This is a genomic window from Roseateles hydrophilus (assembly GCF_026712245.1).
In the GTDB taxonomy this organism is placed as follows: domain Bacteria; phylum Pseudomonadota; class Gammaproteobacteria; order Burkholderiales; family Burkholderiaceae_C; genus Pelomonas; species Pelomonas hydrophilus.
In genome coordinates this window covers 42,001-55,847 of sequence record NZ_JAPPUY010000006.1, presented here as the reverse complement: position 1 = coordinate 55,847, position 13,847 = coordinate 42,001, and the positions used below count along the sequence as shown (strand labels likewise).

13 protein-coding genes are annotated in these 13,847 nt (G+C 68.7%); 2 read left to right on the top strand and 11 right to left on the bottom strand.

All coding sequences use genetic code 11. From position 1 onward, the window contains the following. Nucleotides 1-15: 15 nt before the first annotated feature. Genes ccoG through NYO99_RS19865 form a run of 7 tightly spaced genes read right to left on the bottom strand, consistent with a single transcriptional unit; the run spans nt 16 to nt 6,996 of the window. On the bottom strand, nt 16-1,446 hold the full coding sequence (ccoG, locus tag NYO99_RS19895; protein ID WP_268169046.1) for a cytochrome c oxidase accessory protein CcoG: 1,431 nt from the start codon (nt 1,444-1,446) through the stop codon (nt 16-18). Between the two features lie 4 nt (nt 1,447-1,450). Then, nucleotides 1,451-2,368 carry a cytochrome-c oxidase, cbb3-type subunit III gene (ccoP, locus tag NYO99_RS19890; RefSeq protein ID WP_268169045.1) on the bottom strand — a complete coding sequence of 306 codons (918 nt, stop codon included), beginning with the start codon at nt 2,366-2,368 and terminating at the stop codon, nt 1,451-1,453. Continuing rightward, entirely contained in the window at nt 2,365-2,496 is a 132-nt protein-coding gene (locus NYO99_RS19885; protein WP_268169044.1) for a cbb3-type cytochrome oxidase subunit 3, read from the bottom strand. The genes ccoP and NYO99_RS19885 overlap by 4 nt, the downstream gene beginning before the upstream one ends. 12 nt (nt 2,497-2,508) lie before the next feature. Next, on the bottom strand, nt 2,509-3,132 hold the full coding sequence (gene ccoO, locus NYO99_RS19880; protein ID WP_268169043.1) for a cytochrome-c oxidase, cbb3-type subunit II: 624 nt from the start codon (nt 3,130-3,132) through the stop codon (nt 2,509-2,511). A gap of 10 nt (nt 3,133-3,142) precedes the next feature. Beyond that, nucleotides 3,143-4,591 (bottom strand): cytochrome-c oxidase, cbb3-type subunit I, encoded by a 1,449-nt coding sequence (ccoN, locus tag NYO99_RS19875; protein WP_268169042.1) that lies wholly within the window; start codon nt 4,589-4,591, stop codon nt 3,143-3,145. Between the two features lie 46 nt (nt 4,592-4,637). After that, the gene (ccoS, locus tag NYO99_RS19870; protein WP_268169041.1) at nt 4,638-4,787 is read right to left on the bottom strand and encodes a cbb3-type cytochrome oxidase assembly protein CcoS; all 150 of its coding nucleotides are present in this window, start codon (nt 4,785-4,787) and stop codon (nt 4,638-4,640) included. Nucleotide 4,788: 1 nt separating this feature from the next. Further along, nucleotides 4,789-6,996 carry a heavy metal translocating P-type ATPase gene (locus NYO99_RS19865; protein ID WP_268169040.1) on the bottom strand — a complete coding sequence of 736 codons (2,208 nt, stop codon included), beginning with the start codon at nt 6,994-6,996 and terminating at the stop codon, nt 4,789-4,791. A gap of 128 nt (nt 6,997-7,124) precedes the next feature. Between NYO99_RS19865 and NYO99_RS19860 the strand changes: the two genes are divergently transcribed. Then, the gene (locus tag NYO99_RS19860; RefSeq protein WP_268169039.1) at nt 7,125-7,568 is read left to right on the top strand and encodes a cupin domain-containing protein; all 444 of its coding nucleotides are present in this window, start codon (nt 7,125-7,127) and stop codon (nt 7,566-7,568) included. Nucleotides 7,569-7,583: 15 nt separating this feature from the next. Here the strand turns inward: NYO99_RS19860 and NYO99_RS19855 are convergent, their stop codons facing one another. Further along, a complete protein-coding gene (locus NYO99_RS19855) occupies nt 7,584-8,306 on the bottom strand; it encodes a glutathione S-transferase family protein (protein WP_268169038.1) in 723 nt (240 codons plus the stop codon). Nucleotides 8,307-8,406: 100 nt separating this feature from the next. Here NYO99_RS19855 and NYO99_RS19850 point away from each other — a divergent pair, with 100 nt between their 5' ends. Continuing rightward, on the top strand, nt 8,407-9,618 hold the full coding sequence (locus NYO99_RS19850) for a polyhydroxyalkanoate depolymerase (protein WP_268169037.1): 1,212 nt from the start codon (nt 8,407-8,409) through the stop codon (nt 9,616-9,618). 12 nt (nt 9,619-9,630) lie between these two features. Here NYO99_RS19850 and glmM read toward each other — a convergent pair whose 3' ends face one another. Genes glmM through ftsH form a run of 3 tightly spaced genes read right to left on the bottom strand, consistent with a single transcriptional unit; the run spans nt 9,631 to nt 13,779 of the window. Further along, the gene (gene glmM, locus NYO99_RS19845; RefSeq protein WP_268169036.1) at nt 9,631-10,962 is read right to left on the bottom strand and encodes a phosphoglucosamine mutase; all 1,332 of its coding nucleotides are present in this window, start codon (nt 10,960-10,962) and stop codon (nt 9,631-9,633) included. Next, complete coding sequence (gene folP / locus NYO99_RS19840; RefSeq protein ID WP_268169035.1) at nt 10,959-11,819, bottom strand: dihydropteroate synthase; 861 nt, start codon at nt 11,817-11,819, stop codon at nt 10,959-10,961. Before folP ends, glmM begins: the two co-directional genes overlap by 4 nt. Nucleotides 11,820-11,877: 58 nt before the next feature. Continuing rightward, nucleotides 11,878-13,779 carry an ATP-dependent zinc metalloprotease FtsH gene (gene ftsH / locus NYO99_RS19835; protein ID WP_268169034.1) on the bottom strand — a complete coding sequence of 634 codons (1,902 nt, stop codon included), beginning with the start codon at nt 13,777-13,779 and terminating at the stop codon, nt 11,878-11,880. Nucleotides 13,780-13,847: the final 68 nt, after the last annotated feature.

The following is a 13,847-nucleotide window of genomic DNA, read 5'->3' as shown; positions in this document are numbered from 1 at the left end:
GGGGTCTCCCTGCCGTCAACGCGGCACGACGAAAGTGGATTTCTCGTTCACGGCCTCGGCCGCGTCGCCGAGGCGAACGACACGCCAGTGCACCGGGTGCGCGCCGGACTTCAGGCCCTGGGCGATCTCGGGCGGCAGGCGCAGGCCGACCGCCACCCACCGCGCCTCGGCCGGGCCGATGTCAACCGTGGTGGCCTGGCTCAGCACCAGCCCTGGCAGGCCGTCGGCCTCCAGGCGGTAGCGCTGCGGCGCCTCGGTGGCGTTCATGATCTGCAGGCGGTAGACGTTCTCGACCCAGCCGTCCTCCACCAGCCGCGCCAGCGAGGCGCGGTCGCGGACGATGTCGACCCGGAAGCTGTGACGCGACAACAGGCTCCACAGCAGCGCGGTGCAGATCAGCAGCAACACGCCGCCATAGATCAGCACGCGTGGGCGCAGCACGCGGCGCCAGCGCTGCGCGCCTTCCAGCCGCTGCTCCAGGCCGTTCTCGGTGTCGTAGCGCACCAGGCCGCGCGGCGTGCCCATCTTGTCCATCACACCGTTGCAGACATCCACGCAGGCGGCGCAGCCGATGCATTCGTACTGCAGGCCGTCGCGGATGTCGATGCCGGTGGGGCAGACCTGCACGCACAGGCCGCAGTCGATGCAGTCGCCCAGCGCGGCCGTGCGCTCGTCGCCCTTCTTGCGTTTGGCGTTGTTGCCGCGCGGCTCGCCGCGCACGGGGTCGTAGCTGACGATGAGCGTGTCGCGGTCGAACATCGCGCTCTGGAAGCGCGCATACGGGCACATGTACTTGCAGACCTGCTCGCGCATGTAGCCGGCATTGCCGTAGGTGGCAAAGCCGTAGAACAGCACCCAGAAGGTCTCCCACGGGCCCAGGCCCAGCGCCAGCACCTCGGCGCCCAGCGTGCGGATGGGCGTGAAGTAGCCGACGAAGGTGAAGCCGGTCCACAGGCCGATGGCGATCCACACGGCCTGCTTGCCGCTCTTGCGCCAGAGTTTGTTCAGGGACCACGGCGCCTTGTCGAGCTTGAGCCGCGCGTTGCGGTCGCCCTCGAACCAACGCTCCACCTTCATGAAGATCTCGGTGTAGACGGTCTGCGGGCAGGCGTAGCCGCACCACAGCCGGCCGGCCACCGCGGTGAACAGGAACAGCGCGTAGGCCGAGATCATCAGCAGGGCCGTGAGGTACACGAAGTCCTGCGGATAGAGCACCAGCGCGAAGACGTAGAAACGCCGCGCCTCCAGGTCGAAGAGCACCGCGGGCCGGTCACCCCAGCCCAGCCAGGGCAGACCGTAGAAGACCAGCTGCGTCAGCGCGACGATGGCCCAGCGCCAGCGCGCGTAGAAGCCATCCACCGAACGCGGCTGGATCTTGTCCTCCGACCGGTAGAGCCGGATGACCTGGGTGGCGTCGCCCGGGCCGGGCGCGGCGGGAGAGCTCATGGGATCAGCGGGCGGCAGCAACGTCCTGCGACTGCGACAGGCTCCAGACGTAGGCCGCCAGCACGCGGATCTGCTCCGGCGTCAGGCGCTCGCCGTGGGCGGGCATGACGTTGTGCTTGCCACTGTTGACCATCGCAACGATGGCGGCCTCACCCCAGCCATGCAGCCACACCTTGTCGGACAGGTTGGGTGCGCCCAGCGCCGGGTTGCCCTTGCCGCCCACGCCGTGGCAGGCCGCGCAGGCCGTGAACTTGGGCTTGCCCAGCTGCGCATACAGCGGGTTGTGGGCGCTGCCGGACAGCGACATTACGTAGTGCGCGACGTTGCGCACGTCTTCGCTGGTGCCCACCGCGGCGGCCATGGGCGGCATCATGCCGTTGCGGCCTTGCGCGATGGTCTGGGTGATGGCGTCGAACTCGCCGCCCCACAGCCAGTCGCGGTCGGTCAGGTTGGGGAAGCCCTTGCTGCCCTTGGCGTCGGCGCCGTGGCACTGCGCGCAGTTGTTGGCAAACAGGCGCTCGCCGATGCCGTGGGCCTGCGGGTCCTTGGCCAGCTGCTCGGGCGTCTTGTCGGCAAACGCGGCGTAGACCGGCGCCATCGTGGCGCGCGACTGGGCCGTGTCGGCGGCATGCTCGCCCAGGCTGGTCCAGCCCAGCTTGCCGGCTTCGCTGCCCAGGCCCGGGTAGAGCGCCAGGTAGATGCCGGCGAAGATGATGGTCAGCACGAACAGGCCCATCCACCACATGGGCAGCGGGTTGTTCAGTTCGCGCAGGTCCTCATCCCACACGTGGCCGGTGGTGTTGTCGGACGCCATCACCTGCCGGCGGCTGGCGATGATGAGCAGCACCACGCAGGCGATCAGGCCGCCCACGGTGGCGGCGGCGATGAAGATCGACCAGCCGCTGCTGAAGAAATCGCTCATTGCTCCCCTCCTTCAAACGGCAGACGGGATGCAGCATCGAAGCGGCCGCGCCAGGCCCAGACCACGATGCCGATGAAGACGGCCAGCGACACCAGGGTCACGGCCACGCGGAGTTCGTTGATGCCCATGGTCGGGCTCCTTCACTTCTTGGCGGTGCCGAGCACCTGCAGATAGGCCACCAGCGCGTCCAGTTCGGTCTTGCCGGTCACGTCCTGTGACGAGGCCTGCACCTCGGCATCGGTGTAAGGCACGCCCAGCAGCTTCATCGCCGACAGGCGCGCCGGCATGCCGGCGGCATCCACCGGGGCCGTGGCCAGCCACGGGTAGGCGGGCATGTTGGACTCGGGCACCAGGTCACGCGGGTTGATCAGGTGGATGCGGTGCCAGTCGTCGCTGTACTTGCCGCCCACGCGATGCAGGTCGGGGCCGGTGCGCTTGCTGCCCCACTGGAAGGGGTGATCCCAGACGAACTCGCCCGCGGTGGAGTAATGGCCATAACGCAGCGTTTCGGCGGCGAGCGGGCGGATCATCTGCGAGTGGCAGTTGTAGCAGCCCTCGCGCAGATAGACGTCGCGCCCGGCCAGCTGCAGCGCCGTGTAGGGCTTGAGGCCCTCGGCCGGCTGGGTGGTGGAACGCTGGAAGAACAGCGGCACGATCTCGACGACGCCGCCGACCAGCACGGTCAGCAGCACCAGCACGATCATCAGCAGGTTGCTGGTTTCGATGCGCTGGTGGCCGGTGACAGCTTGTGGGTGATTGCTCATAGGGATTCCTTCAGGCGTGGGCCAGTTGGACGCTGGGGATGCGCACCGGCTGCGGACGACCGGCCTGCGCGGTCTTGATGACGTTCCAGCCCATCAACACCATGCCCGCGAGGTACATCAGCCCGCCGACAAGGCGGATCACGTAGAACGGCCAGGTGGCCTTGACGCTCTCGACGAAGGTGTAGACCAGCGTGCCGTCGGGGTTGACCGCGCGCCACATCAGGCCCTGCATGACGCCGGCAATCCACATCGCGGCGATGTAGAGCACGATGCCCAGCGTCGCGATCCAGAAGTGCAGCTCGATGGCGCTCTTGGAGTACATCTGCGTGCGGCCGTACATGCGCGGGATCAGGTGGTACAGGCAGCCCATGGAGATCAGGCCCACCCAGCCCAGCGCACCGCTGTGCACGTGGCCCACCGTCCAGTCGGTGTAGTGCGACAGCGCATTGACCGTCTTGATGGACATCATCGGGCCCTCGAAGGTGGACATGCCGTAGAACGACAGCGCCACGATGAGGAACTTCAGGATGGGGTCGTCACGCAGCTTGTGCCAGGCGCCCGACAGCGTCATGACGCCGTTGATCATGCCGCCCCAGCTGGGCGCCAGCAGCACCAGGCTGAAGATCATGCCCACGCTCTGCGCCCAGTCGGGCAGCGCGGTGTAGTGCAGGTGGTGCGGGCCTGCCCACATGTAGGTGAAGATCAGCGCCCAGAAGTGGACGATGGACAGCCGGTAGCTGTAGACCGGGCGCTCGGCCTGCTTGGGGATGTAGTAATACATCATCCCCAGGAAGCCGGCGGTCAGGAAGAAGCCGACCGCGTTATGGCCGTACCACCACTGCACCATCGCGTCCTGCACACCGGCGTAGGCCGAGTAGCTCTTGGTCAGGCTCACCGGGATGGCAGCGCTGTTGACGATGTGCAGCAGCGCCACGGCCAGGATGAAGGCGCCGAAGAACCAGTTGGCCACGTAGATGTGGCGAATCTTGCGGGTGCCGACCGTGCCGAAGAAGACGACCGCGTAGGCCACCCAGGTGACGGCGATCAGCAGGTCGATGGGCCACTCCAGCTCGGCGTACTCCTTGCCACTGGTGAAGCCCAGCGGCAGCGAGATGGCTGCCAGCAGGATGACGAGCTGCCAGGCCCAGAACGTGAACCAAGCCAGCTTGGGCAGGAACAGCGCCACCTGGCCGGTGCGCTGAACCACGTGGTAAGACGTGGCGAACAGCGTGCAGCCGCCGAACGCGAAGATCACTGCATTGGTGTGCAGCGGCCGCAGCCGCCCGTAGCTCAGCCACGGAATGCCGAAGTTCAACTCCGGCCAGGCCAGCTGCGCGGCGATGAACACGCCGACCGCCATGCCCACCACGCCCCACAGCACGGCCGCCAGCGCAAACGCGCGTACCGGACCGTCCTCATATGTCGTCCCGGGTGCTGCCGGGACCTTGTCGTTCGCCATCGCGACTCCTTCAGTCTGATGCGAACCATTCTTCGCGGACGGCCGGCTAGGTGCCTTGATCCTCATCAAGCAGGATGCGTTCGGCCTCGTGTTCGAAGCCGTCGAGTTGCCCGCTGTGCACAGCCCAGCCGAACACAGCCACGATGAGCAGCACCAGCACGACCGAGAAGGGGATGAGCAGGTAGAGGATGTCCATGTCAGCGGGCCAGCCGTTGCGCGTTGAGCACGACCAGCAGGGAACTGGCCGCCATGCCGATGCCGGCCGCCAGCGGCGGCAGCAGGCCGGCGAGCGCCAGTGGCACACAGGCCAGGTTGTAGAGGGCCGACCAGGCCAGGTTCTGGCGCAGCACGCGGCGCGTGCGCCGTGCCAGCGCCAGTGCCTGCGGCAGCGCCGCGAGGCGGTTGGACACCAGCAGCGCGTCCGCCGCGCTGCGCGCGAGCATGGCGCCCTGCCCCATCGCGATGCGCACGTCGGCCGCGGCCAGCACCGGCGCGTCGTTGATGCCGTCGCCCACCATCAGCACGCGCTCGCCATCGGCCTGCCAGCCACGCACCGCGGCCAGCTTGGACGCGGGCGTCGCGCCGGCCGCCCAGTCGGCGATACCCAGCGCGTCGGCCATGCGCGCGACCGCGGCCGGCTGATCGCCAGACAGCAGCCGCACCCGCTGGCCCTGGGCCTGCAAGGCCGCCACGGCCTCGGCGGCATCGGCGCGTGTCACCTCGGCCAGGTCCAGCCACAGCAGGCAGGCCTCGCCGTCGGGGCCGAACGCGAGGCGGGCCTCGGGGTCAGGGCTTGCGCTGACCCAGCCCGGCGCGCCCAGCCGCCACAGCCGCCCGGTTGCGTCGCGCGCCTCCACGCCACGGCCAGCCACCTCGCGCACGTCGTGCCAGCTACCCGCCGACGCGCCGTCAGCAATGGCCTGCGCGTGCGGATGGCGCGACAGCGCGGCCAAGCTGCGCGCCACCGGCAGCAGCGCATCGGCATCGGCGCCACGCGCCCAGTGGCGACGCAACAGCAGGCGGTCCTCGCTGAGCGTGCCGGTCTTGTCGAACACGACGGTGCCGACCTCGCACAGCCGCTCCAGTGCCGACAGGTCGGCCAACAGCAGGCCACGCCGCGCCAGCGCGCCGCTGGCCGTCAGCCACGCCGCCGGCGCAGCCAGCGTCAGTGCGCAGGGGCAGGTGACGATGAGCACCGCCACCGCCACCGCGACGGCCCGCGAGGGCTCTATCCACCACCACGCCAGACCGGCCCCCAGCGCCAGCAGCAGCACCACGGCGGTGAAGCCGGCCGCCACGCGGTCGAGCACGCCACCGGCCAGCGGGCGCTGGCTCTGGGCCTGCTGCATGAGCCGCACGATGCCCTGGGCCGTCGTGTCGGCGCCCACGCGCTGCACGGCCACCACCAGCGACCCGTCCAGGTTGATGCTGCCGGCCACCACCGCATCGCCCGGCGCCTTGGGCACGGGGGCCGACTCGCCAGTGAGCAGCGCCTCGTTGACCAGGCCCTGACCGGCCAGCACCTGGCCGTCCGCCGCGAAGGCCTCGCCCGCCGCGACGCGGATGCGGTCGCCCACGCGCAGCGCCTCGGGCGGCACGCGCTCACTGCGGCCATCGTCCAGCAGGCGCTCGGCCGCACCGGGCAGCGCGCCCGCCACAGCCTCCAGCGCCTCAGCGGCCCGGTGCCGGGCGCCGAGCTCGAACCAGCGCGCCAGCAGCAGCAGCGCGACGAACATGGTCAGCGAATCGAAGTAGACCTCGTGGCCGAGCAGGCCGGCCGGGTCGAACAGCGCGCCGGTGCTGGCAACGAAGGTGACCGCGATGCCGAGCGCCACCGGCACGTCCATGCCCAGGCGGCGCGCCCGCAGCTGCTGCCAGGCACCACGGAAAAACGGCCCGGCGGCAAACGCCATCACTGGCAGCGTCAACACCCAGCTGCCCCAGCGCAGCAGGCGGTCCAGGTCGGCGGACAGCTCGCCCGCCTCAGCCACATAGGCCGGCGTGGCCAGCATCATGACCTGCATCATCAGGAAGCCGGCGACGAACAGCCGCCACAGGGCCTGGCGCCGCTCGCGGCGCCGCAACTCGCGTGCCGGGGCGGCGACGTCGGGCGTGACCTCGTAGCCGATGGCGCGCAGCGCCGCCAGCACGTCGGCCAGCGCCAGCTGGGCCGGCCGCCAGCGCAGCGCCAGCCGGGCCGAGGCGGGGTTGACGCTGGCCTGCGCAACACCCGGCAGCTTCAGCAACGCCGCCTCGATCAGCCCCGAGCAGGCCGCACAGTGCATGCCGGCCACCTGGAACTGCGACAGCGCTGCGCCACCGGCGCCGTCGGGCCAGGTGGTGAAGGGGGCAAGGGCTTGCGCGTCGGCTTGCGCCGCCTGCAGGCCTGGGGGGGGCACGCTCACGCTGCAGATGCTCGCCGCACCGCGCGGTACAGGCCATGATTTGCGTCAAGCCCGGCGCAATCTCCGCGCAAGGTGGGAATGCGTCTTGCATGACGCAGGCTCTCCTTCATCCGCCCAGGAGGCATGCCATGTCGGACCTGTCAGACCCCATCGGCGCTGCGGCCACGCAGTTCTCCCATGTGAAGCCAGGCGACACGCCCTGGCGCAGCGACGGACTGAGGGACTTCTTCCTCTACCGTGACCTGGGCGTCGCCGCGGCCACCCACGGCCGCGTCATCGCGCACCTGGTGAAGGCGAACCAGGCCCCGGAAAAGGGCACGGGCTGGCACCGCCATGAGGCGGATTTCCAGATCGTGCTGATGACCAAGGGCTGGGCCAAGTTCATGTACGAGGACCAGGTCACGTTGGTGGAAGCCGGCGACTGCGTGCACCAGCGGCCGGGCATCGTGCACTACCTATTCGATTACTCACCGGACATGGAGTACCTGGAGATCGTGTCGCCCGCCGCCTTCGGCACGGTGGACGCGCCGGCAGCTACCGAGCACGTGCCGCCGCCCACGCCCTGGGCCTAGACGCCGATCGGGCCGCTAGAAGTCCATGTCCAGCAGCTCGATCTCCTCGGGCTCCAGCTTGGCATCAGCCGTCCAGGCCTGCATCTCCGGCATCGCCAGGACCGTGTCGCAATAGGCTGCGCAGGCAGGCGGCAGCGGCACGTCGTAGGTCATGAAGCGGGTGGCCACCGGCGCGAAGAACGCATCGGCCGCGCCGCGCTTGGCGCCAAACAGATAGGGCCCGCCGTAGGTGGACAGGCAATCGCTCCAGATGTCGACGATGCGCTCGATGTCCGGCTTGGCGCCGGCCCAGATCTTGTGCTTGGGGAAGTGCCCCTTCAGGTTCATCGGCAGTGCCGAGCGCAGGTTGGCAAAGCCGGAGTTCATCTCGCCGCAGATGGCCCGCGCATGCGCCCGCGCGACGCGATCCGCGGGCCACAGGCCGGCCTTGGGGAAGCTCTCGTTCAGGTACTCAGCGATGGCCATGTTGTTCCACACCGTGACGCCGTCATGGCGCAGGCAGGGCACGCGGATGGACGGTGCCAGCAACAGCAGTTCCTTGCGCGCATCCTCGTCGTCGGGCGAGACCATGACCTCCTCGAAGGCCAGCCCGGCAAAGCGTGTCAGCAGCCAGCCGCGCAGCGACCAGGACGAGTAGTTCTTGCTGCTCAGCGTGAGCGTGGCAGTGGCGGGCGCAGGCCGGGCGCTTGTGCGTGCCGGGGTCTTGGCCGGCTTGCGGGTCGGCGTGGCAACGGGCATGGGGCGTCTCCTGTCGGTCATGCACCCGTTCGACGCAAGCGCCGTGCCATGTTGGCGCGCTCCTTGCGTTGACCACGCAGGAGACCCCACGGAGCGCGCCATGTACACCGCCTACCAAGCCCAAACCGACCTGCTGTGGCCGCTGCGCGAGGCCACACGGCTGTCGCTGCCGCTGCTGCAGGACCCGCATGTCGTCGCCCACCACTGGTGGGCCAGGCCGGCGGCCGCCGCAGGCCAGGTGTTCGAGCTGGCGCAGGTCACGCATGTCCGGCCGGACTGGCGCATCGACGAGATCACCAGCGGCGGCGAGCGCTGGCCGGTGGTCGAGGAGGTGGCGCTGACGACGCCGTTCGCGACGCTGCGGCGCTTCGCCAAGACCGGCGCGCCAGCCCAACCCAAGGTGCTGGTGGTCGCACCGATGTCCGGCCACTTCGCGACGCTGCTGCGCGAGACGGTGCGCACGCTGCTGCAGGACCACGACGTCTACATCACCGACTGGCTCAACGTGCGCGATGTGCCGCTGGCCGCCGGCCGTTTCGGGCTGGACGAGTACACCCAGCACTTGATCGACTTTCTGGCCCACCTGGGCCCGAACTCGAACGTCGTCGCCGTCTGCCAGCCCTGCGTCAGCGCGCTGTGTGCCGTCGCGCTGATGGCCGAGGACGAGCACCCCGCCACGCCGGCCAGCCTGACGCTGATGGCCGGCCCCATCGACTGCCGCGTAAGCCCCACGGCCGTGAACGCACTGGCCACGAGCAAGCCCATAGCCTGGTTCAGGAAGAACCTCATCAGCGTCGTGCCGTGGCAGCACGCCGGCGCCGGACGACGCGTCTACCCGGGCTTCGTGCAGCTGTCAGCCTTCATGAGCATGAACAAGGACCGGCACGCCAATGCGTTCAAGGAGCACTACAAGCACCTGGTCGCCGGCGAGTTCGACAAGGCGCGGATCACGCGCAACTTCTACGAGGAGTACATGGCGGTGGCCGACCTGTCGGCGGACTTCTACCTGGAGACGGTCGAGCGCGTCTTCCAGACCTTCGACCTGCCGCGCGGCGAGATGCGCTTCAAGGGCCGCCGGGTCAACCCAGCGGCCATCCGCCGCACGGCACTGCTCACCATTGAGGGCGAGCGCGACGACATCTGCTCAGTGGGCCAGACGCTGGCCGCGCAGGACCTGGCGAGCAGCCTGAAGCTCTACATGCGCACACACTACATCCAGCCCAATGTGGGCCACTACGGTGTGTTCAGCGGGCGGCGCTGGCAGCACCAGGTCTACCCGCTGGTGCGACACGTCATCCAGGTGTCGCAGTAGAGCCCGCCGGGATCAGACTGCCACGGCGTCGACGAGGCGCTGCGCACAGCGCTGCGCCAGGCCGGCATCCGAGGCTTCCACCATGATGCGCAGCAGCGGCTCGGTGCCCGATGCGCGGATCAGGATGCGGCCCCGGTCACCCAGCTCGGCGGTCACAGCAGACTGCTCCTCGGCCAGTCGCGGGCTGCTCTTCCAGTCTTGACCGGCCTGCAGGCGCACGTTGATCAGCGTCTGCGGGAACAGGTCGACGCCGGCCAGTTGCTCAGCCAACGTGCGGCCACTTCGGCTGACGGACTGCAGCACCAGCAGCGCGCTGACGATGCCGTCGCCTGTCGTGTGCTTGTCCAGCGCCAGCAAGTGGCCCGAGCCTTCGCCGCCCAGCTGCCAGCCGCGCTCGACCAGCGCCTCCATCACATAGCGGTCGCCCACCTTGGCGCGCACGAACTCGACATCGCGCGCACGCAGCGCCAGCTCCACCGCCATGTTGGTCATCAGCGTGCCAACCGCGCCGGGCACACGCTGCCCCTGCGCCAGGCGGTCCGTGACCATCGCGTACAGCAGCTCGTCGCCGTTGTAGAGCCGGCCGCTGCCATCCACCAGCTGCAGGCGGTCGGCGTCGCCGTCCAGCGCCACGCCGTAGTGCGCACCATGAGACTTGACAGCCTCGACCAGCGCGCCCGGTGCGGTCGCGCCGAAGCCGGCGTTGATGTTGAAGCCGTCGGGCTTGCAGCCGATGGAGATGACCTCGGCCCCCAGTTCGTGGAAGACGTCGGGCGCGACGTGATAAGCCGCACCATGGGCGGCGTCGACGACGATCTTCAGGCCCTTGAGCGTGAGATCCGAACCGAAGCTGTTCTTGCAGAACTCGATGTAGCGGCCGCGCGCATCCTCCAGGCGCTTGGCCCGGCCCAGGCTGGCCGAGTCCACCCATTGCGGTGCCTCGTCCAGCGCGGCCTCAACGTCCAGCTCCCAGGCGTCGGGCAGCTTCTCACCCTTGGCGGAGAAGAACTTGATGCCGTTGTCCTGGAACGGGTTGTGTGAGGCGCTGATGACCACGCCCAGATCCTGGCGCAACGCGCGCGTCAGGTACGCCACGCCCGGCGTGGGCAGCGGCCCCGTCAGCAACACGTTGACGCCGGCGGACGCAAAGCCCGCCTCCAGCGCCGACTCGATCATGTAGCCGGAGATGCGCGTGTCCTTGCCAATCAGCACGGTGGGGCGCGGGTTGGTCCTGCGCAGCACACGCCCCACGGCGTGGCCCAAGCGCAGCATGAAGTCAGGGGTGATGGGGCTTTGGCCAACGGTGCCACGCATACCGTCGGTGCCGAAATACTTGCGGCTCATCGAGCGCTTCCTTCTTGTGCGGAGGGCGGCATTTTCGCCGCATCGACGGCCGCCCAGACCTTGAGTGCGTCCACCGTCGCAGCGACATCGTGCACACGAACCACATTCGCACCGGCGCTGACGGCCCGGAGCGCCGCCGCTAGGCTGGCCGGCAGGCGCTCGCCCACCGGCCGGCCCGTGATGTCGCCCAACGTGCGCTTGCGCGACCAGCCCACCAGCAGCGGGTACCCCAGCGCCTTCAACTGCTGCTGACCAGCCAACAGGCGCAGGTTGTGTTCGGCTGTCTTGGCGAAGCCGTAGCCGGGGTCCAGCGCGATGCATTCGGCCGGCAGGCCCGCAGCCTGCGCCGCCTGCGCGCGCTGGGCCAGGAAGCCTTGGACCTCGGCCACGACATCGTCGTAGACCGCCAGGTCCATCATGGATGCCGGCTCGCCACGCATGTGCATCAGGCACACGCCCGCACCGCTGCCGACCACGGCCGCCAACGCGCCGGGCAACTGCAGCGCCTGCACGTCATTGATGACATCGGCCCCCGCGTCCAGCGCGCGGCGCATGACCTCGGGTTTGTAGGTGTCCACCGACACCGGAACGCCCATCGTCACGGCAGCGGTCAGCACCTCGGCGATGCGGGCCCACTCGCCCTCGGCATCCACCTTGGGCGCGCCTGGCCGCGTGGACTCGCCGCCGATGTCCAGGATGTCAGCGCCTTCGGCCAGCAGCCGCTCGCAGTGCGCAATCGCCGCACGGCGGTCATCGTGCCGGCCGCCGTCAGAGAAAGAGTCCGGCGTCACATTGACGATGCCCATGACCAGGGGGCGGCTCAGGTCGAGGCGGAAACGGCGGGTCTGCCAGTGCATGGTCGTTTGCGAAATTGAAAACGGGCCCTCGCGGGGCCCTTCATGTGGGGATGCTGACTCAGGCCGCTGCCGGAGCGCCATCGGTGCTGACCGGCGGCGTGCCACCGGAGGGGCCGCTGCTGGGCGCCGACGTACCGGCACCCGGCTCGCGGGGCGGGCGACCGGCCATGATGTCCAGGATCTGGTCGCGATCGATGGTTTCCCACTTCATCAGTGCGGCGGTCATCGCCTCCACCTTGTCGCGGTTGTCTTCCAGGATCTTCTGGGCCACGGCGTACTGCTCGTCGAGGATGCGACGGATCTCGCCGTCCACCTTCTGCTGTGTGCTTTCGCTGATGTTGGCCGTCTTGGTCATGCTGCGGCCGAGGAAGACCTCACCCTCGTTCTCGGCGTAGACCATGGGGCCCAGCGCTTCGCTCATGCCGTAGCGCGTGACCATGTCGCGAGCCATGCGGGTGGCGCGCTCGTAGTCGTTGGACGCGCCGGTGGAGATGTCGTGAACGAACAGGTCCTCGGCAATGCGGCCACCGAACAGGATGCTGATGCTGTTGAGCATCTGCTTGAAGTACAGGCTGTGCTGGTCACGCTCGGGCAGCTGCCAGGTCACGCCCAGCGCACGGCCGCGCGGCATGATGGTGACCTTGTGAACCGGGTCGGTGCCCGGCAGGCACTCGGCGACGATGGCGTGGCCCGACTCGTGGTACGCCGTGGCACGCTTCTCGTCTTCGGTCATGACCATGCTCTTGCGCTCGGGGCCCATGTAGAGCTTGTCCTTGGCGCGCTCGAAGTCGATCATTTCCACGAGACGGCCGCCGCGGCGCGCCGCGAACAGCGCAGCCTCGTTGACCAGGTTGGCCAGATCGGCGCCGCTCATGCCCGGCGTGCCGCGGGCCAGGATGGACGCGTTGACGTCCTGGCCGATGGGCACCTTGCGCATGTGCACGTTCAGGATCTGCTCGCGGCCGCGGATGTCGGGCAGCGTCACGTAGACCTGGCGGTCGAAGCGGCCGGGGCGCAGCAGGGCGGGATCCAGAATGTCCGGGCGGTTGGTGGCCGCGATCACGATGACGCCGAGGTTGGTGTCGAAACCGTCCATCTCGACCAGCATCTGGTTCAGCGTCTGCTCGCGCTCATCGTTACCGCCGCCGAGACCGGCGCCACGGTGGCGGCCGACGGCGTCGATTTCGTCGATGAAGATGATGCAGGGCGCGCTCTTCTTGGCCTGCTCGAACATGTCGCGCACGCGGGCCGCACCCACGCCGACGAACATCTCAACGAAGTCGGAGCCCGAGATCGTGAAGAACGGCACCTTGGCTTCGCCGGCGATGGACTTGGCCAGCAACGTCTTACCCGTGCCCGGGGGGCCGACCATCAGCACGCCACGCGGGATGCGGCCACCGAGCTTCTGGAACTTCTGCGGGTCTTTCAGGAAGTCGACGAGTTCCTTCACCTCTTCCTTGGCCTCGTCGCAACCGGCAACGTCAGCGAAGGTGATGGTGTTGTTGTTCTCGTCCAGCATGCGGGCCTTGGACTTGCCGAAGCTGAACGCCCCGCCCTTGCCGCCGCCCTGCATCTGCCGCATGAAGTACACCCACACGCCGATCAGCAGCAGCATGGGCGCCCAGTTGATGAGCATGCTGACGAGGAAGCTCTGCTCTTCGCGGGGCTTGATGTCGAACTTGACGCCGTTGTTGCGCAGGTCACCCACCAGACCACGGTCTTGATAGGTGGCCAGCGTGCGCAACTTGTTGCCTTCGGTGTCCTCAGCGTAGATGTCGCCGGTGATGCCGTCGGGCAGCGTCACGGACTTGATGCGGCGCGCCTGGACGAGGTCCAGGAACTCCGAGTACGTCACCTGCTTGCCCGGTGCCGTGGTGCCGCCGAACTGCTTGACGACCGTGAACAGCACCAGCGCGATCACGATCCAGACGGCGAACTTAGAAAACCATTGATTGTTCACTGCGACTCCTTGGCCCTGATGGCCCAGCGCGGGTTTCAGGACAGTGGGGACGATTTTACGGGCGACAA